Source organism: Bifidobacterium sp. JNUCC 75 (assembly GCF_054819865.1).
The window spans coordinates 1,649,723-1,673,762 of the sequence record NZ_JBTHIF010000001.1; the positions used below are offsets into that span (position 1 = coordinate 1,649,723).

Below are 24,040 nucleotides of genomic sequence, written 5' to 3' on the forward strand. Positions count from 1 at the left end.
ATGGCGGCTAGACTGGAGGGCATGACTATGGATGATGCCCCTCAGCCGGGCGACCGGCAGTCCAACGATACGCCGACAGGAAATCCTGGTTTCGGCACCTCCCCATCCCCGCAGGTACCGCCTGAGCATCGGGATCCTGTCGGCGGGGATACCCCTGCCGGTGCAGCGCAGCCGGACCATTCTGGCCCAGGTGCAGCTGACGGTCAGCGGCAGACTGCGGGCTATCCAGCTGGCCATGACGTTGGCGGCGGGAACCAGAATCCGTATCAGGCCGGTCAATATCCCACTAGCCAGTATCCTCATGGCGGGTATCCGACAGGGCAGAGGTACGATGCCGGATACCCGTTTGCCCCTCAGAATGGCGGCCAAAATCCTGGGGCCTATCAGACGGGGCCCAACCGGCCTAATCAGTATCCGACCGCCGGTTATCCAACAGGTCAGCAATATCCTGCTGGGCAGTATTCAGATGGCCGTTATCCTGACGGACAGTATCCTGGCGCTCAGAATCCACAAAGGCCCTATCAGCCGGGACCGGGCTATCCCGGCCAGTATCCGGCTGGTCAATACCCCCAGGGCGGGTATCCGGGCAATCAATACCCGATGGGCCAGTATCCCGGCAATCAGTATCCCGGCGGGCAGTATCCTCCCCAGACTTCCATGCCCTGGCCCTACCCGGTCATGCCCCAGGGCGGGTATCCGGGGGCAATGCCCAACGGCAGGGGAGCTTACCCGATATCGCCCACCCCGCACAGCAAGCTGGCAGCCGGGTTACTCAGCATCTTTCTGGGATGCTTCGGCGTGGGCAACTTCTACCTGGGCAGGACCGGCCGGGGTGTGGCTCAGCTCATGCTCACCCTGATCGGCTTCCCCTTCTTCTTCATCGGGCCGACCATCGCCATGATTTGGGGGCTTATCGAAGGCATCCTGATTCTGACATCCTCGGCCGGCTCCTTCTGGCATCGTGACGCTCGCGGATGGGAGCTGAAGGATTGAATCCGGCCTGTCTGCGCGGCGTCGGCAAGCAGATGGGCGGCAAACTGGCGGCCGTAACCCTGACCCTGGGCCAGGGATCCGACTCGCGTCCGGTCATTTCATCATGCAGGATTGACGGCGACTTCTTCGCTGAACCAGCCCCGTCAGCCTCTCAGGAATCCGGAGGGGTTCATGGGCCGGTATCCCGGCTGGAATCCGCAATCTGTGACCTCCCGTTGCCTTTGGACCCTGGTCTGGCTCTGGAAAGGCTGGACAGGGTCATGGCAGAAGGGGAAGGTCAACGGGTAGTCGGTGTGTCTCCATGGAGCCTGGTGACCGCTCTGGAGCGCGCTCTGCCTGATGGGTTGGTTATCCAAAGACAGGGGAAGTCCGACCAGCTGCCGTCCGTCTCGGACCAGACCGCTTCCAGGCGGTCTCAGCCGGACGAGGCCGAATGCCGCCGCCGTTGGTCTGGCCTAAAACTGGACCTGATCAGGGACAGTCCACGTCAGCCGGTCATGCAGATGGCCATGGATCAGGCTCTTAATGATGCCGTGGCTCAGGGCCAGCTGCCACCCACCCTGCGCATCTGGAACTGGTCGGCACCGGCGGTGATCCTGGGGCGCTTCCAGTCCCTGAGCAGAGAGGTCCACGTCGAGCGGGCGCGCAGTCTGGGCTTTACCCTGGTCCGCCGCTGCACCGGCGGTGGCACCATGGTCATTCAGCCCGACCGGGCCATTACCTATTCCCTCTATCTGCCCTTGGACTTCGTCAAAGGAACCGACCTGATCGACTCCTATCGGATCTGCGACTATTGGCTGGTCCGTGGCCTGCGCATGCAAGGGATTCAGGCCGGATGGCAGGGCATGAATGACATCGCCTCCCCGCGGGGCAAGATGGGGGGCGCCGCTCAGAGAAGGCTGCCAGCAGGCTCCTACGGACCGGGCGGGTTGCTCCACCACACCACGCTTTCTTATTCGGTGGACGCCGATCTGATGGCCCAGGTGCTCAACGTGGACCCGGAGAAGTTCCATGACAAGGCTGTAACCTCGGTCAGAAGCCGGGTGGATCCCATCGACAGGCAGACCAGCCTGTCCCGTCAATCCCTGATCGATATTCTTCTGGATACCCTGCCCTCCCTGGTGGAGGATCTGCGCATCTCTAAGCCTGCGCCCAAGGTCGAGCAGCGGGCCCGCACTTTGGCCCGGCAGCGCTACGGCCGTGAGGAGTGGACCGCCCAGATCGCCTGACCAGGCAAGGGGGTTGATGTGTGTGGGTATAATCGTGCTCAGTCGCGTCGAACCCGGCGTGAGGTCATCAACCATACGCGAGTCGGTGCAGACCCGCCAGACATGGCAAAAAGGAGTGCGGAGTATGGCGGTTCACAAGCCCAATGAGATTCCCGATGACGGGAACGCCCTCAGGCAGACCGCCCTATTCAAACAAGTGCCCAGGCTGGACGCCGACCAGCTTTTGGGTACCATGCACGAGTCCACATACGCCAAGGGGTCCACGGTCTTTCGACAGGGTGACACCGACCACCGCATGTATCTGCTGGAGGAGGGCCGGGTCAAGCTGGTCCGCCAGTCGCCCGACCGTCGCATCCAGCTGCTCAGCATCCACGGGCGCGGGGAGATCCTGGGCGAAATTCCCGTCTTTGACCCTTCCGGCGGGCCGCGTACGGCCTCAGCCGTGGTCATGGTCAACAAGACCAAGGTGGCAGCACTGGACCACGATACCCTCTTCGACTGGCTCAACCAGCATCCCAAGGTGGCTGTGGACATGCTTCAGGTGCTGGCCCACCGTCTGCGGACCGACAACGAGCGCATTTCCGACCTGGTCTTTCTGGACGTGCCGGCCCGCCTGGCCAAGACCCTGCTGGATCTGGCCACACGCTTTGGTGAGCCCTTCGAGCAGGGGCTGATGGTCCCCTACGATCTGACTCAGGAGGAGCTGGCCCAGCTGGTCGGCGCCTCACGGGAGACCGTCAATAAGGCCCTGATGGACTTCTCCAACCGGGGATGGATCTCTCGCAAGGGCCGTACCATCATCATCTTCCAGCCTGGACCGCTGATTCGACGCTCGCGCATGTAAACGCCACTGTTCGGTAGAGCCGACGGCCTAGGATGGAGACCATGCCCGAACAAAAGAAATCCATGTCGGTCAGGCGCTTCTTCACGCTGCTGCTGGCTTACCTCATCTTCTGCATCGCAGGTGGCGTGGTCGTCTCTGGTTTCCTGTCTCCCGCTGTCTTCGGCATCAACGCCGCCTCCAGGAATCTGATGCCTGCACTGAAGACGGACAACATCGACTTCAACGTGAACGATCTGCCTCAGCAGTCTCGCCTCTACGCCTCCGACGGGCATACGGTCATCGCCACCTTCTATGCGCAAAACAGGATTGTGGTGCCCATCAAGGACGTTTCCGGCTACATGCAGAAGGCTGTGGTAGCTCGCGAGGACCGTCGTTTCTTCGAGCATGCCGGCGTGGACACCCAGGGCGTGCTCAGGGCCTTCATCCAGACCTACATCAAGCAGGGCGACACCCAGGGCGGCTCCTCCCTGACCCAGCAGTACGTCAAGAACGTGCTCATGAGCCAGGCTGCGGAGAACAACGACCCCATCGCCGAGTACCATGCCCAGGAGGAGACCATAGCCCGCAAGATGCGGGAGATGCTGATTGCGGTGCAGATGGAGAAGAAGTACTCCAAGGCCGAGATTCTTCAAGGGTATTTGAACATCGCTCAGTTCGGCACCAACGTCTACGGGGTTGAGTCGGCGGCCAGGCGCTACTTCAGCAAATCGGCCAAGGACCTGGATCCGGGCGAGGCCGCGACCATCGCCGCCGTGACCAAGAATCCCGCCCGCTTCGATCCCACCGTCAACGTCAAGGCATCTCAGGAGCAGCGGGACATCGTCCTGGATCTGATGCGCCAGGAGAACTACATCACCCAGCGCCAGTATGACGAGTACAAGGCCAAGCCGCTGGATCAGATGCTGCATGTGCAGTCCGCGGACGCCGGCTGCCAGGCGGCTGGGGACGCGGCTTTCTTCTGCGACTACGTGACCAAGCAAATCCTCAACTCCAAGGAGTTTGGCAAGAGCCAGGAGGAGCGCAACAAGCTCCTCAAGGAGGGCGGTCTGGACATCTACACCACAATGGACGTCAACGCCAACGCTGCAGCCATGAAGGCGGCCCGGGACACTATCCCCGTGGATGATCCGACCGGCTTTGAGGTCACGATGGCGGCCATTCGCCCGGGCACCGGCGAGGTCCTGGGCTTCGGCATCAACCGCATTTACGATGCCACCCAGAACTCCGGCGGCGGCACCCGCACGGCCATCAACTATGCAGTGGACCAGCAGGACGGCGGCGGCTGGGGTTTCCCCGTGGGCTCCTCCTGGAAGCCCATCAACATGGTGGCCTGGATGAAGGCCGGCAAGTCCATCAACCAGCCCCTGCGCACATCCACCAGCTACCCAGAGACCACATTCGCCTGCACTGAGGCTGACGGCACCCCTTACGGGTTCGGCACCGGCAGCTGGCATGTGGAAAATGCAAGCGGCGGCACCACCTCGCCGGAGACCCCCCTGCAGGCCCTAATCCGCTCGCACAACACCACCCAGGCCTCCATGGCCCAGCAGATCGGCCTGTGCAGCATAGCGGATACAGCCAAGGACATGGGCTACCACAATTCGCCCAAGGACCAGATGGATATCCACTCAGCCAACAGCTTCCAGCCGCCTATGGTGATCGGAGCGGTCCAGGCTTCCCCCCTGACCATGGCCAATGTCTTCGCCACCATTGCCGCCAAGGGCGTGGCCTGCAGCCCCATCGCCATGACCAAGGTGGTCGACAAGAACAATCGGTCCATCAAGGTGCCCAAGGCCAATTGTCATCAGGCCATCGACCCGGGCATCGCCGAGACCACCGCTTATGCCATCAACCAGGGTGTGGTCCAGCCCGGAGGCGTGGCGTCCGTGGCCCAGCTGGACGGGGGCCGCAAGACCTTTGCCAAGACGGGCACCCATGAGGACAAGTACATGCTGACCGGCGGATTCGTACCCCAGGTGGCTGCCTTCGTCACTGTGGGCAATGCGGAGGGCCAGGTCTCCTTCAACAACAAGACCATCAACGGACGGTTCTTCCACATCTGGGACGGCGTATCCATCGCCGCCCCGGCCTGGAAGGACTTCATGAACACCTACCTGGCCGCAGCCAATATTCAGCCGGACAACTCCTATGGCAATCCCGATCCCCGCTTCACCGGCGGGGTCCAGCAGTCTCAGCCATCCCAGCAGCTCCAGCAACGGTCCACGGGCAGACAGTGACAGACCTGTCGTCACGGCCAAGGGGAACAACAAGGGAACCAGAGGAGCCAGTCCGGAGCGATCACAGACGGTGGATTCGCCAGAGGACCAGGGCCTGTGCCTACAATAGTGACCATTAGGGATTCGTCAACGGGCGGACCACGAGGGGTGCGGCCGCCCGCCGGGAGAGGCAGGAACTGATGGTCCAGGAATATTCGGAGCTGGATGACAAGGCCCCTCGGGCCGACGGCCGGGTCAAGGAAGATCAGGCAATGCCAGGACCAGTGAGCGGCTCTGGCAGGCTGGATGTGTCCAAACCGATCCGGCCCTTTGAGTCGGGTGTCGCCGACGGCAGGAAGAAGTCTGGCAAGGCGATCAAATCCTTCAAGAAGGGCAAGAAGGATAAGAGAGACAAAAAGGCTGGGAAATCAAAGTCAGGCAGAAGGCGGGAGAGGGCCCTGCCCGCGCTCTTCCAGCCCATGGAACTGCGAGATCAGCATATCCGCAACAGGATCTGGATGCCGCCCATGGACACCTATTCGGTCCTGCGACACGACGGAGTTCCTACCAACTTCCATTATCAGCACTATGTGTCTCGGGCCCTTGGTGGCTTCGGAGTCGTCATCGGGGAGGCCACGGCCGTAGATCCCCAGGGGCGGATCTCGCCCTGCGATGTAGGGCTGTGGAACGACGAGCAGACCAGGGCCTGGCAGGGCATCGTCCGGGATGTCAAGGCCGCTGGAGCGGTTCCTGTCGTCCAGCTCAACCACTCGGGGCGCAAGGGCTCCTCCGGGTGCTCTTCCATGGGCTATATCAATGCCACCGTGCCCGTGGCCGAGGGCGGCTGGCAACCTGTGGGTCCCAGCACCATCGCCTTTGGGAAGATGGCGGTCCCTGTTCAGCTCTCGCGGGCTCAGATAGCCTCCATTGTGGCTGATTTTCGCTCTGCTGCGGTAAGAGCCGTTCAGGCTGGCTTCCTGGGAGTGGAGCTGCATGCCGCCCACGGCTACCTGCTCTCCCAATTCCTCGACCCCCTGATCAACCGACGCAACGATGAATACGGGGGCGACCTGTCCGGCAGGATGCGCCTGCTGATCCAGGTGACCGATGCCGTGCGCGAGGTCATTCCCTCGGGTATGCCCCTGCTGGTGCGCATGTCCGCCACTGACTGGGCCACTGGCGGATGGGGCCTGGACGAGACCATCCGTACTGCCAAGGTGCTCAAGCTACACGGGGTGGATCTGATTGACGTTTCCACCGGGGGTCTGGTGCCAGGCGTGGAGATTCCGGCCGCCCCCAACTACCAGGTGCCTTTCTCCTATCAGGTGCGCAGCCAAGTGCTGATTCCCACCACGGCGGTGGGGCTGATCACCAAGCCCAAGCAAGCCGACCGGATTGTACGCAAGGGCTTGGCTGATGCGGTCGAGATTGGTCGAGCCAGCCTGCGTGACCCCTACTGGCCGCTCAGGGCCGCCTATAAACTGGGACTGTCCGCTCAGCAGACCCCTTACCCTGAGCCTTACCGGCGCGGGGCCTACGGCATCGCACGCTGAGAGCAGCCATGGACGCTGTTCGCGGCGGAGCAGGGACCATTGTGGTCATGCCCACCTATCAGGAGGCTGACAACATCGGGGTGACCCTTCCTCAGCTGCTGGCCTGCTGTCCTGAGGTTGATGTCCTGGTCGTAGACGACAACTCGCCGGACGGCACCGGCGGCATGGCCGAGGATATGGCCAGTCGCAATCCTCGCGTGCATGTCATCCATCGGAATGCCCGTCGTGGGTTGGGTCCAGCTTACGTACAGGGGTTCCGCTGGTCGCTGGAGCACAGCTATGACCTGATCTGCGAGATGGACATGGACGGCTCCCATCGGCCCCAGGATCTGGCCAGGATGCTGGCGGTGGCCCGAGGCCATGCACATCCGGGCCTGGTCATCGGCTCGCGCCGGGTGCGCGGAGGCCGCACTCAACATTGGCCCTGGTATCGGGATCTGATCTCGCGTGTGGGATCCTGGTATGCACGCATCGCCCTGGGGTCCTCCGTACGGGACATGACTGCCGGCCTGAGGGTCTATCGAGCGGACGTGCTGAGGCGGATCGATCTGGGAAGGGTTCGATCCAGCGGCTACGTCTTCCAGGTGGATATGCTGCGTCGAGTCCAGGCCATGGGCGTTAGCGTTGTCGAAGTGCCTATAGTCTTCGTGGAGCGGGTTCGCGGCAGCTCGAAGATGGATACGGGGATTGTTCTGGAGGCCATGGCCCAGGTAACCCTGTGGGGACTTGAGCGGTTGACCCGTCGAAACTGACATTGGGTTACATTCGTGTTCGCTTTCTTAAGCGACCCTGCAGGCATTTTTTGGAGATTTGAAGGATCAATTACGCCTTGATGAATAGATTCCTGCAAGAGCTTTGGCTGGCTTCAGGTGTATGGAAGAATGGTACCAGCGTCGAAGAAATGTCGTTTTTTCGCCCCTGCTTGGTAATGGCGACCGCAGTCCGATTACCAGCTTGCCAATTTGGGCGAATGTGTGCGATAATGTTCGAATGATATCGTCACAACGCCAACACCTGATATTGAACCGGTTGCGTACTCGTGGCGCAGTCCGTATTACCGCCCTCTCCAAGGAGCTGGGCGTCTCAGCCATGACCATTCGCCGGGACATTGCCGACCTGGCAGACAAGGGCCTGCTCAAAAGGGTCCACGGAGGGGCCGTCACCACCAGCTCGCTTCTGGCTGAGCCGCTCTTCTCGGTCAAGTCACAGATGGACATGGGTCTCAAGGACACCATCGCCCGTCGTGCCATCGACTATGTCTCACCGGGCGACGTCATCGCCATCGGGGGCGGGACCACGGCCTATGTCTTCGCCCAGCACCTCCTGGAAAGCCGCCAGTGCGCTGGGGTGACCCTGCTGACCAATTCCATTCCCGTGGCCGAGCTGGTCCAGGCCATGGAGAGCAAGGACGTGGAGGTCATCGTCACCGGCGGCGTCATCACCCGGTCCAACTCTCTGGTAGGCCCCATTGCGGACAAGGTCATCGCCTCCTTGCGGGTCAACACGGTCTTTTTGGGCACCCACTCGGTCTCCATTCCTCGTGGCTTCCTTATGCCCAATTCTCTGGAGGCGGCTACGGATATGGCCTTGATGGACATCGCCGACCGGACCATCATCCTGACCGACCACACCAAGTGGAGCTGCACATCCCTGTCCCTGTTCGCCTCCTTCGACCAGGTGGACACCGTCATCACCGACGACCAGCTGGACCAGGAGTCGGCCGAGGCCACGCGGTCCCTGGTCAAGCGGCTGGTTCTGGTGCCGGTCAACCCCGAGGAGGGACAGGCTCAAGACGGGTCCTCCGACGGGTCCGGGCCTGAAGCCGGGGAAGCGGACCATGCCGGATGAGCGGGCAGCCACCCAGGGATGCGTCGGTTGCCATATCGGGTTGCCTTGGATTGTCAATCATCACGGACGATGAAGGAGCAGCATGAAGTCAGAGCAGTATGTCCCCCAGCGGTATGTTCCCGGCGACTATGCCAGGGAGCACATCCGCATCACCCCCACCAGGCTGGCCGACGGGCGTCGGTTTTTCTACTTGGATGATGATCCTGAGTATGTCTCCGGCAGCAAGACGAGACGCCTGGATGACCCTCGTCCCCTGACAGACCGGTTCGCTCCCCATCAGGATCAGGAGGGCAGGATGGTGCCCTTCCAACCGCCGCAGATGCGCCGGGATCCTCTGACCGGAGACTGGATCCCTATGGCTACAGCCCGTATGAACCGGCCCATCACCGCCGGTCCCCAGGCCACCGCCAAGGGCAACCCCCTGGCCGCCAGAAAGCCTGGAGACCCCTACCAGGATGGGGAGATTCCCGATGTGGACTACAACGTGGCGATCTTCGAGAACCGCTTCCCCTCCATGATGCAGGTGCCCAATACGCAGGCGGCCGACCAGTCCTCCCTGGTGGACGGCAACCCCCTATGGCCGGTGCGCGAGGCAAACGGACGCTGCGAGGTGGTCTGCTTTGATCCCGACGAGCACGCGCTGCCTGCCGATCTGCCGGTCTCCCGTCTGCGGACGGTGGTGGAGGCCTGGGCCTTCCGGACTGCAGAGATTTCAGCCATGGAGGGCATCGAACAGATTTTCCCCTTCGAGAACCATGGGCAGGAGATCGGTGTCTCCCTTGCCCACCCCCATGGACAGATCTACTGCTATCCCTTCATCGCCCCCCGGCTGGAGCAGGAGTTGAGGCAGTGCGCCGACTACCGTGAACGCACCGGCGGCAACCTCCTGGCAGACATCCTCAAGGCTGAGCTGGATTCCGGTCGACGTGTCGTCTTCCGCAACGCCACCTGGGTGGCCTATGTACCCGCCGCTGCCCGCTGGCCCCTGGAAGTCCACATGGCCCCTGTGCGCGACGGGATCCTGAGCCTGGATCAGCTGAACGACCAGGAGCGCTGGGATCTGGCCGTCATGTATTCCACGCTGCTCAAGCGGGGCAACGCCTTCTTTGACAAGGGCGACGGCAAGGGGATGGACCTGCCCTACATCGCCGCCTGGCATCAGGCCCCGCTGCACGATTCGCGGCGGGAGGACTACCGGCTCAACCTGCAGTTCTTCTCCTTCCGTCGTGCCGTGGACAAAATCAAGTATCTTGCCGGGTCTGAGTCGGGCATGGCCGCCTGGGTTTCAGACACCACCCCCGAGCGGATTGCCGACCGTTTCCGCCAGCTGGGGCCCTTGGATCTGGAGAAGGGAGAGAATCAATGACGACCACAGTCGAATTCATACAGCCCTGGACCCAGGGTGCTGACGGCCAAGGAGCCACCAAGGCCCGGGAGCTCTTCCAAAAGGTCTATGGCTTGGATCCCCAGGGCGTCTGGAGCGCCCCCGGGCGGGTTAATCTCATTGGCGAGCACACGGATTACAACGCCGGTCTCTGCCTGCCCATCGCCCTGCCCAATCGTACCTATGTGGCCGCAAGCCCCAGGACGGACAGCCGGATCCGTCTGGTCTCCAGCATGGATCCGGAGAATCCGGTCCAGGCTGACTTGGATGGTCTTCAGGCCCGGGGAGTGAGCGGCTGGGCAGCCTATCCGGTCGGCGTGGCCTGGGCCCTGCAGCGGGATGGCTTTCCTCAGGTTCGAGGGTTCGACCTGGCCCTGGCCTCCTGCGTGCCAGTCGGGTCCGGGTTGAGCTCTTCCGCGGCCATGACCTGTGCCGTGGCCCTGGCCCTGGATGACCTGTTCGGCTTGGGGCTGGGCGGTGACGAGGCTGGCCGGGTCAAGCTGATTCAGGCCGCCATCACGGCTGAGAACGATATGGCCGGAGCATCCACCGGCGGCATGGATCAGAGCGCCGCCATGCGGTGTCGATCCGGCTGCGCCCTGCGGCTGGACTGTCGGCCGGAGCTGGATGCCATGAGCAACGTGCGCCAGGTTCCCTTCGATCTGCAGTCTGCGGGCCTGGAGCTGTTGGTCGTCGACACCAGGGCCCAGCACCAGCTCAACGATGGCCAATACGATCAGCGGCGGGCCACCTGTGAGCAGGCTGCGCATCTACTGGGAGTGGCCAACCTGCGCCAGGTGGCAGACCAGGTCAATGGGGCCGCAGATCCCCCGTCCGCCCTGGCTGCCCTGCTGGAGCAGCTGCCCGATGAGATCATGCGTCGGCGGGTCCGTCATGTCATCAGCGAGATAGGGCGGGTGGACCGCTTCGTCGAGGCCTTCGGCAGGGGCGATTACGTCTTGGCCGGCCGCCTGTTCAACGCATCCCATGACTCCTTGAGGGACGACTACGAGGTCACCTGCCCGGAGTTGGATGAGGCTGTGGATGCGGCACGTCAGGGCGGGGCCTACGGAGCTCGCATGACCGGCGGCGGGTTCGGGGGATCCATCATCGCCCTTGCTGACGCCGGCAAGGGTTCCGATCTTGCGTGTGACATTGCGGAACGATTCGCCTCCAAGGGATTCAAAGCCCCCAGAGCCCTGATTGCCCTGCCCTCCTCGGCGGCCGCGCGCGAATCCTGAATCCAGACTGTAGACCTCTACGACCCTGCTTCTCCCGGCGCTCCTCTAAGCTGGGGGAGCGGGGTCCCGGTTTTCAGGGGTCTAGTCAAGGGCGAGGTGGATGAGGAGGACGGCCATGGACAAGGCGATCATCACGGTGGTGGGCAAGGATGCCATTGGCATCATCGGCAAGGTCTGCACAGACCTCTCCCAGCAGGGTGTCAATGTGCTGGACATTTCGCAGACCATTCTGGACGGCTTCTTCACCATGATGATGATTGTGGACTGCACCGCCTGCAGGGATGATTTCGATGCACTGAGCCAGCGGATGGAATCTTTGGGCGAGGACATCGGGGTCTCCATACGCTGCCAGCGCGAGGAGATCTTTACCAGGATGCACCGGGTCTGAGGAGGCAGCCATGATCACACGTGACGAGGTCCTGGAGACCAACGACATGATTGACCGGGAGCGCCTGGACGTGCGCACCATCACTATGGGCATCAGCCTGTTGGACTGCGCCAGCCAGGATGTGGACATGCTCTGTCGGAACATTCATCGCAGGATCGTCTCCCTGGCTGGCGACCTGGTGTCCACTGGGGACTCCATCGCCCGCGAATACGGCATTCCCATCGTCAACAAGCGCATCACCGTCACCCCCATCTCTCTGGTGGCCGCCGGAGCCTGCCACACCGTGGAGGATTATGTAACCGTGGCCAAGGCCCTGGATCGCTCGGCCCAGGAGGTCGGGGTCAACTTGATTGGTGGTTACTCGGCCCTGGTCGGCAAGGGCATGACCCCGGCCGAGCGGCTCTTGATCAAGTCCCTGCCCAGGGCGCTGAGCCAGACGGAACGGGTCTGCGCCAGCGTCAACGTGGGCTCCACCAGGACGGGCATCGATATGGATGCCGTAGCCCTTATGGGCCGGGTCGTCAAGGCCACCGCCGAGAGCACCGCCGACTCGGACAGCTCGGGCTGCACCAAGCTGGTGGTCTTCTGCAACGCCCCGGACGACAACCCCTTCATGGCCGGCGGTTTCCACGGGGTCAGCCAGGGGTCGGCCGTCATCAACGTGGGGGTTTCCGGGCCCGGCGTGGTCAAGACCGCCCTGGAATCAGCCAAGGGAGCGGACTTCGGACAGCTCTGCGAGACCATCAAGCGCACGGCTTTCAAGATCACCCGGGTGGGGCAGCTGGTGGCCCAGGAGGCCAGCCGTCGCCTGGACGTGCCTTTCGGGATCATCGATCTGTCCCTGGCGCCCACCCCTGAGGTGGGGGACTCGGTGGGCGAAGTCCTGCAGACCATGGGCCTGGAGCAGGTGGGCGCCCCAGGTACCACTGCGGCCCTGGCCATCCTCAACGATCAGGTCAAGAAGGGCGGCATCATGGCTTCCAGTTCGGTGGGCGGGCTGTCCGGGGCCTTCATTCCCGTGTCCGAGGATGCCGCCATGATCCAGGCTGCGCAAGAGGGGAGCCTGACCCTGGAGAAGCTTGAGGCCATGACCTGCGTCTGCTCGGTGGGGCTGGACATGATCCCCATCCCCGGGGACACCTCTGCGGAGTCCATTGCCGGCCTTATCGCCGACGAGGCGGCCATCGGCATGATCAACCAGAAGACCACCGCAGTCAGGGTCATTCCTGTCATCGGCAAGAAGGTGGGTGAGTGGGCCGAGTTCGGCGGGCTCATGGGCGGCGGCCCGGTCGTGCCCGTCAATACCCGCTCCTGCGCAGACTTCGTCAATCGGGGCGGACACATCCCGGCGCCCATCCACAGTTTCAAGAACTGAGCGTGCACGCATGATTCAGCGGTCGCCGGGTTCGGGTCCGAACAGGAGGATGTCGTCGGGCCGGTAGTTGACCTCGATGTAGAGCTTGCCGGCCTGGTCGACGCCGGCTTGGTTGCACAGGCGGCCCAAGACTTAGCTGATGAGTTTCGCCATAAGTGTTTCAACCAGCCCAGATCCCTGTCCGACGTGGCATCCTCCAGAGCCCGGTCAGAGGTCTGAAAGTGGCTTTGTCCACCTCGGCCGTGCTGGCCATCGCCGATTTTAGCGAAGGAGACAGCACGGCCGAGGTTTTCCTATGCACGAAGGGGCTCACGGAGCCGTGAACCATGGAACCGCAGATGGGATTTATTCAGTGTCCCAGTTTTCCCAGAGGCGTCCGTCGAAGTCCAGACGGCCCAGCTTGTTCGATGCCCAGTTCCCTTTGGACTTGAGGATTGTGACCCCTCCCACGGTGTAATCCTTTATCAGGAGGCCTTCATGGTCCCTTACCTGGTTTCCTATGGTGACTGGCCTGCCTGATGGGTCTGTGAAGGCTGTGAAGTTGTTCATATGACCTTCAGGGCTCATCTTATTCCATGATTCCACATGCAGCCCGTCGATTGTGACCCGCTTCATCCCTTCCAGAGCGTAAATCCGGATGACGCAGTTGACCATGCCTTCCACGTTCGTGTTGACGAAACTGACATCCGTCATTTCCTGCGTGGTGTCAGCCGTAGCTGTCGAATCCACGTCAATGATGGAAGGAGAAGAGTTGAAAATACAATGGTTCTTGGTCCACCGCCACCACATCCTGTTGTGGATGACATCGGTATTGCTCACCTGGATTCTGCTTATCGTCCGGGGTCCCCACCCCCACTGGAAGACCGGTCCGTTCTCCACCTTCCAGATGACATTGTTGTCGACGCTGACATCGGAGTGATAGAGCTTGATAACATCATCATTGGAATGGAGGAAGGAGTTGCGCAGACTGCTGCCCTTATAGAGTTCGAGCCCGTCCGTTTGCCAATACCAACCGCCGACCTGCTGGTAGTTGTTCACCTCCATCTGGAAATCCCCGTCTTCATTGCCATACATGACGAAACTGTGGTATGGGGGTGTCGCCACGGTGATTCCCCGCATGAGCAGGGTCTGTTTGGGGCCGGATTGGGGCGATTGGAACTGAAGCATCTTCACGCAGCTGCTCCAACAGTTCCCCTTGCCTGCAGCAAGGTGCTTGTAACCATCCGTGGTGTCGGCCTCGTAGACGTATTGCTCACCGGACAGTACCCCGTAACCGGTGATTCTGAAGTCAGTATCACCGGTTGACAGGAATTTGAAAGCCCCTTTGACATAGGCTCCGGGGGCCAGGTATATCCATCGGACGTTTGCAAGTTCGCTGCGGTATTGGCCGCCCATGTAATAAGTGCCCGGCGCGAAGTAAAGGGTGTCCACATGATCGGGCAGGCTCTCAAGCTCCTCTCTGGTCAGTTTGCCTGGCTTGGGTAAGTAGACGTTCTCGGCTTCCTTGTCCGGAACCAGGCCGTCTTCCCTGCTTGTGTCCATCTTGGGTTGGGCGAAGACCATCATGGCGTTGCGGGGTTCGGTCTCCACGCGGCTGGCCCCGCCGGCCGGGCTCATGGTCAGGTGGCCGGATCCTGCCGTGTTGTCGTTGTAGACGGTCACCTGCTGGGGCTGGAATTCCACCGAGAACCGGTAACCGGTCCGGGCGTAAGGAACAGTGATCCGTACCGTATGATCGTCCACCAGCTTTTTGTCGAAGCCCAAGCCTGTTGGTCGGATGGTCACCTGGTCGGCAGAATTGATGGTCTGGCCAGTGTCCAGACTTACCTCGATCAAGGCATCGGCTGCATACTCGAAGGTTGACCAGGACATGCTCATGTCGTTGTTGGCGGCGAACTCGGCACCGTCTTCCTCTGTGTAGCCGATTTTGGAGTTGCCTGATCGAGGCAGGCTGAGGTAAGTGAAGGAATCGAACTTATTTGCGGGGGTTTTTGCCGGGGCCACCTTCATGGAGTAGAAGGGGGACTGGCGGACGGCCTGGTCCTTGACGGGGGCGTCCGCCTGCTTTTCGGCATTATCCTGCCACCAGGTGTGGAGGGTTTCCGTATCAGCCGTCTTGGCACCTCGCGAAAAGGGGAGGCGAATGGAACCTGCGGCCGGCCCACTCGGAATCAAGGCCGCTCCTACAATGGCCAGGGCGGCCACTATAGCACCTATCGTCACTGCCAAGAGGATCCATCTATGTCCAGGTCTGTCCTCGTGATCCATCTTCTTATCCTCTTTTCCGTTCTCGGGTTCTTTCTCCATTCTGTTTATTTGTTTATTTGTTGTTGTTGAGGTTGACTCCGATGGTGTCCATGTTCTTTTGGAAGGAGTTGTAGACGTCCTGTTGGATCTTGATGTTCTCGTCCAGTTTGTTCTTCTTCAGGTTGGCCACGTAGGCGTCCCATTCGTCCTCCACGCCGCCCTTGGTGACCCATTGGGCGAACTTGCTCATGGCCCCCTGGGTGATCCCGGTGTTGTTGGCGTTCATCGTGTTGGTCTGCTCCTCCGTCATGGGCATGTTGGAGTAGAGGATGTCCTTGTTGAAGTCCACGTCCGCATAGTCCCCGTCGTAGACGGCGTCCACGCCCTTGACCTCGGTGTGGAAGGCGGGCAGGTCCAGTTTCATCTCGTCGCTGATCCAGCCAGGGGCGCCGTCAGCCAGGGACTGGAAGAACTGCCAATCGGAGAGCTGGTGGTCTGCGGGAGGGTCGAGGATCTTGTAGTCGTTGACGGCGTTCTTCTTGACTGCCGTGCCGAAGGCGCCGTAGCGGGCCTGGATGGAGATGTCGGGCGAGTAGAAGGCGTCGACCAGTTTCAGGGCCGCCTCCTTGTTCTTGACCTTGCCGGAGACCACGATGCGGTCGGCCTGGTAGGCCAGGTCGTCCCCGTTGTAGGACCACACCGGCTTCTCCGCCTGGTCGGCCCTGGCCTTCAGGGAGGGCAGGGTGATGTACTGGTCGGCCAGCTGGGGGCCGAAGATATCGGAAGGGGTCCACATCCAAGTGAACCCGACCTTGGCCGTGGTTCCCTCGCCCTTGCAGGTGCCGGTGTACTTGGACCAGTCATGGGTGAAGGCCTCGGCCGAGATGACCCCGTCGGCCCAGAGCCTATGGAGGTAGGAGATGAGCTCCTTGTAACGGACGTCGGTCAGGTAGTTTTTCACCGTGCCGCCCTGCACATACATGCCCAGGCTCCCGTTGGGGACAACGATCCCCAGGCTGGCCAGGAGGACGTTGGGCTGGAAGAGGCCGAACCCGCCGGTCCCCGGCGAATTGAACTCCATGGGAATCTCGTCGGCCTTCCCGTTGCCGTTGGGGTCGCCGGTCTTGAACGCCTTGAGGACGGTCTCGAGCTCATCCCAGGTGGTCGGCACCTTCAACCCCAGCTTGTCAAGCCACTGCTTGTTGATGAACATGTGGTTGCTGGTGCGTGCGGTGGTCGGCCGATCCACGGTTGGGGCGCCCAGAATCTTGCCCGAGGCCGTCGTCGAGATCACCCGCGCATAGGGCTCCGTCTTGAAGGTCTTGGACAGGTTGGGCATCTTCCCCAGCTCGGGCTTGAGATCAAGGAAGAGACTGCCATACTCGCCCATGTCCCCCGATCCGAAACCGCTGATGGTCACGTCGGCCACCTCGCCCGCGGCCAGGGAGGCCTTCTTCTGCTGGTCCCACGAGGAACCAGCCACGTCCTGCCAGTCGATCTTGCACCCGCAGGCCTTCTCCAGATCCTTGGTCCACCCCATCTTCGACATCTTCTCGGCCCGCGCGTCCTTGACGACCTGCACCGTGACGATCGGCCTGCCGTCTTCGGCGGTGGAAGCCCCGCCGCTCCCACAGCCCGCCAAGGCCATGACCGAAACACAAGCCAGGGCCGTCACCTTCAACATAACCCCATGACGCCTCATCGCTCTCATCCTCCTATTGAATGCCAGGACCCCATAGTCCCGGCTCACCAGCTGTAATCAGCAAAGCAATCTCACAGTAACAAAAAGGAAATTAGAGCGCAAATATTCAGTGTCTATTCAAATCTCTTGCAGCATCAGTTGGGATGGGGCTGACCCTGCCAGTGGATTCACGGACAACCAGCTCCGGTTCGAACATGAGCACATCCCGCCGTCTGGAAAGCTTGCGGTTGTCCATCATAGCCAGGACCCCGTTGACCATGGACTGGCAGATTTTGTCGACCGGCTGGTGGACCGAAGTCAGGGAGGGGGATATGTCACTCATGAAGGGGGAGTCGTCGTAACCGGCGACAGAGACATCGCCGGGGACGGACAGATTCATGCTCCGTGCGGCCCGTATGGCACCCAGGGCCAACTGATCACTTGCACAGGCGATGGCAGTGACGCCCTGTTCCAGAAGGGTCCGGGCAGCCATCCTGCCGGAGTCCACCCCATAGGTGGTCCAGGCTGTAGGGGCCTGGTCGGGGCTGAAACCTTTCTCCTTGAACAATCGTTGGGCCGCCTGGTGCTTGAGGATGGAGGGGTAGTGGTTCCTGTCGCCGAGTAGGAGTCCGATCCGATTGTGCCCCAGATCGATCAGGTGATGAAGGACCATAGTGATGGCCGCCTCATCGTCGGTCCCGACGAAGAGGCCGTCCATGTTACGCGGGGTGCTGTTGAGGAATGCGCAAGGGATATTCCGGTCGGTAAGACTTCGGTAAATGGACAGGTTGGTGTCTTTGGTGTCATAGCTTCCAGCCAGGAAGATCGCAGCGCTCAAGGGTTGACCTTGCAACATGGTCAAAAAGCCGGCCTCCGATGTTCCTGACGGCGTGTAAACGCAGACGATGGGCAGAAGTTGGTGTTGGGCCAGGAGGGTGACCAGGGTGGTGATGAACTTGGGAAAAATCGGGTTGGACAAATCTGGCGCGATAATGGCAACCAGGCGGGTGCCGCTGCGCTGCAGGCGCTCCTTGGACATTCCCATGGAGGATAGGGTGTTCAGAACGGTGTTCCTTGTGTCGTCCGATACCCCCGGTTTGTTATTGATGACACGAGAGATTGTGGCCTGGCTCACTCCGGCCTTCTCGGCTATGTCGGCAAGTCGTGTATTCATTGTCTTCCCCGCGAAACGATAGTTTTGTTATTTCCAATCATTACATAAATGGTAGATAGTTATTCAGACTAAGACGAATAATAGATGCAAATTTGCGCAACGAATACACATCTGTTACTGTGAGATTGCTTTGCTGATTACAGCTGGTGAGCCGGGACTATGGGGTCCTGGCATTCAATAGGAGGATGAGAGCGATGAGGCGTCATGGGGTTATGTTGAAGGTGACGGCCCTGGCTTGTGTTTCGGTCATGGCCTTGGCGGGCTGTGGGAGCGGCGGGGCTTCCACCGCCGAAGACGGCAGGCCGATCGTCACGGTGCAGGTCGTCAAGGACGCGCGGGCCGAGAAGATGTCGAAGATGGGGTGGACCAAGGATCTGGAGAAGGCCTGCGGGTGCAAGATCGACTGGCAGGACGTGGCTGGTTCCTCGTGGGACCAGCAGAAGAAGGCCTCCCTGGCCGCGGGCGAGGTGGCCGACGTGACCATCAGCGGTTTCGGATCGGGGGACATGGGCGAGTATGGCAGTCTCTTCCTTGATCTCAAGCCCGAGCTGGGGAAGATGCCCAACCTGTCCAAGACCTTCAAGACGGAGCCCTATGCGCGGGTGATCTCGACGACGGCCTCGGGCAAGATTCTGGGCGCCCCAACCGTGGATCGGCCGACCACCGCACGCACCAGCAACCACATGTTCATCAACAAGCAGTGGCTTGACAAGCTGGGGTTGAAGGTGCCGACCACCTGGGATGAGCTCGAGACCGTCCTCAAGGCGTTCAAGACCGGCGACCCCAACGGCAACGGGAAGGCCGACGAGATTCCCATGGAGTTCAATTCGCCGGGGACCGGCGGGTTCGGCCTCTTCCAGCCCAACGTCCTCCTGGCCAGCCTGGGGATCGTTGTCCCCAACGGGAGCCTGGGCATGTATGTGCAGGGCGGCACGGTGAAAAACTACCTGACCGACGTCCGTTACAAGGAGCTCATCTCCTACCTCCATAGGCTCTGGGCCGACGGGGTCATCTCGGCCGAGGCCTTCACCCATGACTGGTCCAAGTACACCGGCACCTGCAAGGGCGAGGGAACCACGGCCAAGGTCGGGTTCACTTGGATGTGGACCCCTTCCGATATCTTCGGCCCCCAGCTGGCCGACCAGTACATCACCCTGCCCTCCCTGAAGGCCAGGGCCGACCAGGCGGAGAAGCCGGTGTGGTCCTACAACGGGGACGACCTGGCCTACCAGGCCGACCGCATCGTGGTCTCCGGCAAGGTCAAGAACAAGGAGGCGGCCCTGAAACTGGTCGACGCCTTCTACTCGCCCGACATCTCCATCCAGGCCCGCTACGGCGCCTTCGGCACGGCAGTCAAGAAGAACGCCGTCAACGACTACAAGATCCTCGACCCTCCCGCAGACCACCAGCTCTCCGATTGGCAGTTCTTCCAGTCCCTGGCTGACGGCGCCCCTGGCTGGATCAGCGACGAGATGAAACTGGACCTGCCCGCCTTCCACACCGAGGTCAAGGGCGTGGACGCCGTCTACGACGGGGACTATGCGGACGTGGACTTCAACAAGGACATCCTCTACTCCAACATGCCCATGACGGAGGAGCAGACCAACACGATGAACGCCAACAACACCGGGATCACCCAGGGGGCCATGAGCAAGTTCGCCCAATGGGTCACCAAGGGCGGCGTGGAGGACGAATGGGACGCCTACGTGGCCAACCTGAAGAAGAACAAACTGGACGAGAACATCAAGATCCAACAGGACGTCTACAACTCCTTCCAAAAGAACATGGACACCATCGGAGTCAACCTCAACAACAACAAATAAACAAATAAACAGAATATTCCGAGCAAACACCTTCCAGAGAAGAAACGAAGCGTAAGACCATGACATCCAGACAGCGTCCAAAGGTGCCTGACGACATCCAGACCAATGGGGCCACCCCCAACCCTTGGTGGGCCAATGCGGTGGTGTATCAGATTTACCCCCGCTCCTTCCAAGACACCAATGGGGATGGGTATGGTGACATCCCTGGTATTGCCAGGCACCTGGACTATCTGGCCGAGCTTGGGGTGGATGCGATTTGGTTGAGTCCGGTCTACCAGTCGCCTCAGGATGACAACGGATATGACATCTCGGACTACCGACGGATCGATCCCATGTTCGGCAGTTTGGAAGACATGGATGAACTGATTGCTCAGGCCCACAATAAGGGGATCAGGGTGATCATGGACCTGGTGGTTAACCACACCTCGGATGAGCACGCGTGGTTCCAAGCCTCCCGCAACCGTGATCCGGCCTACGCAGATTGGTACTGGTGGCGACCGGCTCGCCCCGGCCACGAACCGGGTACGCCAGGTGCCGAGCCCAACAAGTGGGGTGGGAGTTTCGGGGGTTCCGCCTGGCAGTATGACCCTGTGCGGGGGGAATATTACCTGCACATCTTCTCACGTAAGCAGCCAGACCTCAACTGGGAGAATCCGGCCGTTCGCAAGGCGGTATACCAGATGATGAACTGGTGGATGGATCGCGGGATAGACGGCTTCCGCATGGATGTAATCACGTTGATTTCCAAGCTGGTGGATGCCCAAGGCCACCTGCCCGGGGAATGCGGAGGTTCAATCCCTGATAACCCTCCGGGGGAGGAAGGCTATTCCAGTCCATGGCCCTTCTGCATGGACGGTCCCCGCTTGGACGAGTTTCTCAAGGAGATGCGTCAGGCTGTCTTCAATGGCCGTCAGGGCTACCTGACTGTGGGGGAGGGCCAGGGGATCACAGCAGCCCGCAGTGGACAGATAACTGACCCCGCCAGCGGCGAATTGGATATGCTCTTTCTCTTCGACCATATGGAGGTTGACCAGGCAGGTGCCAAGTGGAACCAGACCCCCCTTCACCTGTGCGACCTGAAGAAGGCCATGTTCCGCCAGCAGGAGTCTGTCAGCAAGAAGGGGTGGGCGAGCCTCTATTTCAACAACCATGATCAGCCCCGCATCGTCTCCCGGTGGGGAGATACCTCCACCGACGAACTAAGGGTTCGATCGGCCAAGGCTCTGGCCCTGCTACTTCACATGCATCGAGGGACTCCCTATATCTACCAGGGCGAGGAATTGGGCATGACCAATGCCGGATTCACTCGTCTGGACCAGTATCGGGACTTGGAATCCATCAATGCCTTCCATCAGAGGGTCGAAGAAGCCCACGTCCAGGATGCGGATTCGATGATGAGCTCCCTGGCCAAGGCAGGGCGGGATAATGCCAGGACCCCTATGCAATGGGATGGAGGCCGCTATGCCGGTTTCATGACTCCTGAGGCTGCTGTCGAGCCTTGGATCGCCGTCAACCCCAACAAATCACGGATCAATGCCGCTAGTGAGGTCGATGATCCTGATTCGGTCTTTTCCTTTTACAAGAGGTTGATTGACCTTCGCCACCGGAACCCTGTCATCTCGGCCGGTTCCTTCCAGCCGGTCGATGTTGAGGACGAGTACGTATATGCCTTCGTCAGAGTTCTGGGCGATCGCCGTCTACTGACCGTAGTCAATGTCTCCTCTCAACAAGCCACCTTGCCGGCACAGACGACTGGCCTTCTGAACGGAAATCTGAACGCTTCGCGTCTGGTCATATCGAACCTGGATGGAGCCGATCTCATGGTGGAACTGGCCCGAGGAATTCTGCCGCCTTGGGCGGCCTTCGCCATCGGTTTGTGAACGTCCGCTCCGGCTTTGCCGGGCGGACGGAATGAAAACAGTAACAAGGGTGCGGCAGTGCACCACGGAGGATCAGAGAATGGAGAGGAATGCCATGAGTGTCAACCAAAAGGGGGGTGGCGTGACTGGTCAGGCGGAGGAGGTTGCCCGGGCCGGTGTAACCCCTGAGAAGATAAAAGGCCAGAGTCTGGCAGAAAGCAAAGGCAAAGTCGACGTGATCGACAACCTGGAGGCACGCAGGCATGCCCCCCTTCCCATGCGGGTCGCCGACCATTTCCGGCGCTACTGGGAGATTTGGGTGTTCGTGCTGCCCTCCATATGTTTCGTGGCCCTTTTTTCATACGTACCTATGTATGGAATCCAGCTGGCCTTCCGCGAGTATGACATCACCAAAGGATTGACCGGTGGTAAGTGGGTAGGTTTCAAATACTTTCGACAGTTCTTCAACGACCCCATGTTTGTCGAAATCATCACCAATACCGTCCGCATCAGCCTGTGGACCTTGGTCATGGGTTTCATCGCACCAATCATCCTGGCCCTTTTGATCAACCAAATCGGCAGTTCAAAAATCAAGGGTTTCGTGCAGACGGTCACCTATATGCCCCACTTCATCTCGACCGTTGTCATGGTTGCCATGATCCAGATTTTTCTTTCTCCTGGCACCGGCCTTCTGGGTCGCTTCTTTGGCCGCACCAGCCTCATGGGGGTGCCGGGGGCGTTCACTCCCATCTACTGGATCAGTGAGGTCTGGCAGCACACTGGGTGGAACTGCATCATCTACTTGGCCGCATTGAGCTCAGTGGACCTTAGCCTGTATGAGGCCGCCAAAATCGACGGCGCCGGTCGTCTCCAGCTGATCCGCTACGTGGACATCCCAACTATCATGCCCACGGTTGGCGTCCTCCTCATCCTTCAGATGGGATCGGTCCTGGGCGTTGGTTTCGAGAAGGTCTGGCTGATGCAGAACACGTTGAATGTGACTGCTTCCGAAGTCATATCGACCTATACCTACCGAATAGGCATTCTGGACAACCAGTTCTCCTATTCGACAGCTATCGGCCTCTTCAATTCGGTGGTCAACTTCGTCTTCCTGGTGGCGGCCAACGCCTTCGCCAAGAGGGTCAGCGACACGAGCATCTTCTGAATAAGGGAGGAAGAGACATGTCATCTACACGGCAAAACGTAGACGGTTCCGCCGCCCTCATGGCGACTAAGAGGGGAAGATCTGACGTTCCCTTCAACAAACACAGGGGTCAGAGCAAGACCGCAGGGGATTGGGTGGTCGACATCATCATCGCTTTGATTCTGATCGTTATTGTGTGTGTGGTAATCTACCCGCTTTGGTTCATTATCATTGCTTCTTTTTCTGATCCAACGGCGGTGGCCCAAGGCAAGGTCAACATCCTCCCACAGGGGTTCAGCTTGGGTGGCTACGCCAAGATTCTGGCCGATGACCGGATCTGGATCGGTTACAAGAACACCATCATATACACCTTCCTAGGTACGGCGGTCAACCTGATTGTGACCATACCGGCGGCCTTCGGACTCTCCCGCAGAGAGTTCAGACCTAGGAGGATCATCATGTTCCTCTTCGCGTTCACCATGTTCTTCAGTGGGGGCTTGATCCCCTCCTACCTCCTGATGAAACAACTGGGTCTGTTGAACAGCATGTGGATTTTCATCCTGCCGGGAGCATTTGGGGTTTATAACATGATCATCGCACGATCCTTCTTCGAAAGTTCCATACCTGAGGAGTTGCGTGATTCGGCCCGCGTGGATGGGGTTTCCTACTTCGGCTTCTTCTTTAAAATCGTTCTGCCCCTGAGCTCGGCCATCATTGCGGTGATAGGCCTCTATTGCTTCGTGGGCCACTGGAATGACTACTTCACTGGCTTGATTTACATCCGTAACCAAGAGAAACAACCCTTGCAGAACATCCTTCAGATGATTCTTCTGGCCAACCAGGTGACCCCAGGCTCGGGTAGCAGCATGTCTGCGGTCCAATCGCAGAACTTCGCCGACCAGATCAAGTTCGGAATCATCATCGTATCTACCTTGCCCCTCCTCGTTATCTATCCCTTCCTGCAGAAGTATTTCAACAAGGGTGTAATGATCGGGGCCATAAAGGGCTGAGTATGACCCCTCCCACCAGCCAACCACGGAA

The 24,040-nt window shown here is 60.3% G+C and carries 18 protein-coding genes; 15 read left to right on the top strand and 3 right to left on the bottom strand.

The window, feature by feature from the left end; translation table 11 throughout:
- The 11 genes from ACVWNW_RS06700 to ACVWNW_RS06750 all read left to right on the top strand — a co-directional run bounded on the left by ACVWNW_RS06700 (window position 1) and on the right by ACVWNW_RS06750 (window position 13,071).
- A complete protein-coding gene (locus ACVWNW_RS06700; protein WP_461196345.1) occupies window positions 1–993 on the top strand; it encodes a TM2 domain-containing protein in 993 nt (330 codons plus the stop codon).
- Window positions 975–2,222 (top strand): lipoate--protein ligase family protein, encoded by a 1,248-nt coding sequence (locus ACVWNW_RS06705; RefSeq protein WP_454481833.1) that lies wholly within the window; start codon window positions 975–977, stop codon window positions 2,220–2,222. Before ACVWNW_RS06700 ends, ACVWNW_RS06705 begins: the two co-directional genes overlap by 19 nt.
- A 124-nt stretch (window positions 2,223–2,346) precedes the next feature.
- On the top strand, window positions 2,347–3,066 hold the full coding sequence (locus tag ACVWNW_RS06710; RefSeq protein ID WP_046322531.1) for a Crp/Fnr family transcriptional regulator: 720 nt from the start codon (window positions 2,347–2,349) through the stop codon (window positions 3,064–3,066).
- A 41-nt stretch (window positions 3,067–3,107) separates the two neighbouring features.
- Window positions 3,108–5,303, top strand: a complete 2,196-nt coding sequence (locus ACVWNW_RS06715) for a transglycosylase domain-containing protein (RefSeq protein WP_144178014.1) — start codon at window positions 3,108–3,110, stop codon at window positions 5,301–5,303.
- Window positions 5,304–5,482: 179 nt separating this feature from the next.
- Window positions 5,483–6,835, top strand: a complete 1,353-nt coding sequence (locus ACVWNW_RS06720) for an NADH:flavin oxidoreductase/NADH oxidase (RefSeq protein ID WP_454481836.1) — start codon at window positions 5,483–5,485, stop codon at window positions 6,833–6,835.
- Between the two features lie 8 nt (window positions 6,836–6,843).
- Window positions 6,844–7,587, top strand: a complete 744-nt coding sequence (locus tag ACVWNW_RS06725) for a polyprenol monophosphomannose synthase (protein WP_454481838.1) — start codon at window positions 6,844–6,846, stop codon at window positions 7,585–7,587.
- Between the two features lie 220 nt (window positions 7,588–7,807).
- The gene (locus tag ACVWNW_RS06730) at window positions 7,808–8,683 is read left to right on the top strand and encodes a DeoR/GlpR family DNA-binding transcription regulator (protein ID WP_183122163.1); all 876 of its coding nucleotides are present in this window, start codon (window positions 7,808–7,810) and stop codon (window positions 8,681–8,683) included.
- A gap of 82 nt (window positions 8,684–8,765) precedes the next feature.
- Window positions 8,766–10,049 (top strand): galactose-1-phosphate uridylyltransferase, encoded by a 1,284-nt coding sequence (gene galT, locus ACVWNW_RS06735; RefSeq protein WP_454481840.1) that lies wholly within the window; start codon window positions 8,766–8,768, stop codon window positions 10,047–10,049.
- Window positions 10,046–11,308, top strand: a complete 1,263-nt coding sequence (gene galK, locus ACVWNW_RS06740) for a galactokinase (protein WP_454481842.1) — start codon at window positions 10,046–10,048, stop codon at window positions 11,306–11,308. The genes galT and galK overlap by 4 nt, the downstream gene beginning before the upstream one ends.
- A gap of 115 nt (window positions 11,309–11,423) precedes the next feature.
- Window positions 11,424–11,696, top strand: a complete 273-nt coding sequence (locus ACVWNW_RS06745; RefSeq protein WP_015021435.1) for an ACT domain-containing protein — start codon at window positions 11,424–11,426, stop codon at window positions 11,694–11,696.
- A 10-nt stretch (window positions 11,697–11,706) separates the two neighbouring features.
- Entirely contained in the window at window positions 11,707–13,071 is a 1,365-nt protein-coding gene (locus ACVWNW_RS06750) for a PFL family protein (protein ID WP_198230027.1), read from the top strand.
- 345 nt (window positions 13,072–13,416) lie between these two features.
- On the opposite strand, the gene ACVWNW_RS06755 is transcribed toward ACVWNW_RS06750, so the two are convergent.
- The 3 genes from ACVWNW_RS06755 to ACVWNW_RS06765 form a co-directional block, all read right to left on the bottom strand.
- The gene (locus tag ACVWNW_RS06755) at window positions 13,417–15,294 is read right to left on the bottom strand and encodes a family 49 glycosyl hydrolase (RefSeq protein ID WP_454483420.1); all 1,878 of its coding nucleotides are present in this window, start codon (window positions 15,292–15,294) and stop codon (window positions 13,417–13,419) included.
- Window positions 15,295–15,391: 97 nt separating this feature from the next.
- Window positions 15,392–17,002 carry a type 2 periplasmic-binding domain-containing protein gene (locus tag ACVWNW_RS06760; protein WP_461196346.1) on the bottom strand — a complete coding sequence of 537 codons (1,611 nt, stop codon included), beginning with the start codon at window positions 17,000–17,002 and terminating at the stop codon, window positions 15,392–15,394.
- A 124-nt stretch (window positions 17,003–17,126) separates the two neighbouring features.
- Window positions 17,127–18,173, bottom strand: coding sequence for a LacI family DNA-binding transcriptional regulator (locus ACVWNW_RS06765; RefSeq protein WP_198230271.1), 1,047 nt, complete (start codon window positions 18,171–18,173; stop codon window positions 17,127–17,129).
- 212 nt (window positions 18,174–18,385) lie between these two features.
- Between ACVWNW_RS06765 and ACVWNW_RS06770 the strand changes: the two genes are divergently transcribed.
- The 4 genes from ACVWNW_RS06770 (at window position 18,386) to ACVWNW_RS06785 (ending at window position 24,009) form a co-directional block, all read left to right on the top strand.
- Window positions 18,386–19,996, top strand: a complete 1,611-nt coding sequence (locus ACVWNW_RS06770) for a type 2 periplasmic-binding domain-containing protein (protein ID WP_461196346.1) — start codon at window positions 18,386–18,388, stop codon at window positions 19,994–19,996.
- A gap of 59 nt (window positions 19,997–20,055) precedes the next feature.
- Window positions 20,056–21,876 (top strand): glycoside hydrolase family 13 protein, encoded by a 1,821-nt coding sequence (locus tag ACVWNW_RS06775; RefSeq protein WP_198229562.1) that lies wholly within the window; start codon window positions 20,056–20,058, stop codon window positions 21,874–21,876.
- Between the two features lie 94 nt (window positions 21,877–21,970).
- Window positions 21,971–23,020 carry an ABC transporter permease gene (locus ACVWNW_RS06780; protein WP_232350499.1) on the top strand — a complete coding sequence of 350 codons (1,050 nt, stop codon included), beginning with the start codon at window positions 21,971–21,973 and terminating at the stop codon, window positions 23,018–23,020.
- 59 nt (window positions 23,021–23,079) lie between these two features.
- Complete coding sequence (locus ACVWNW_RS06785; RefSeq protein ID WP_198229596.1) at window positions 23,080–24,009, top strand: carbohydrate ABC transporter permease; 930 nt, start codon at window positions 23,080–23,082, stop codon at window positions 24,007–24,009.
- Window positions 24,010–24,040 lie beyond the last annotated feature (31 nt).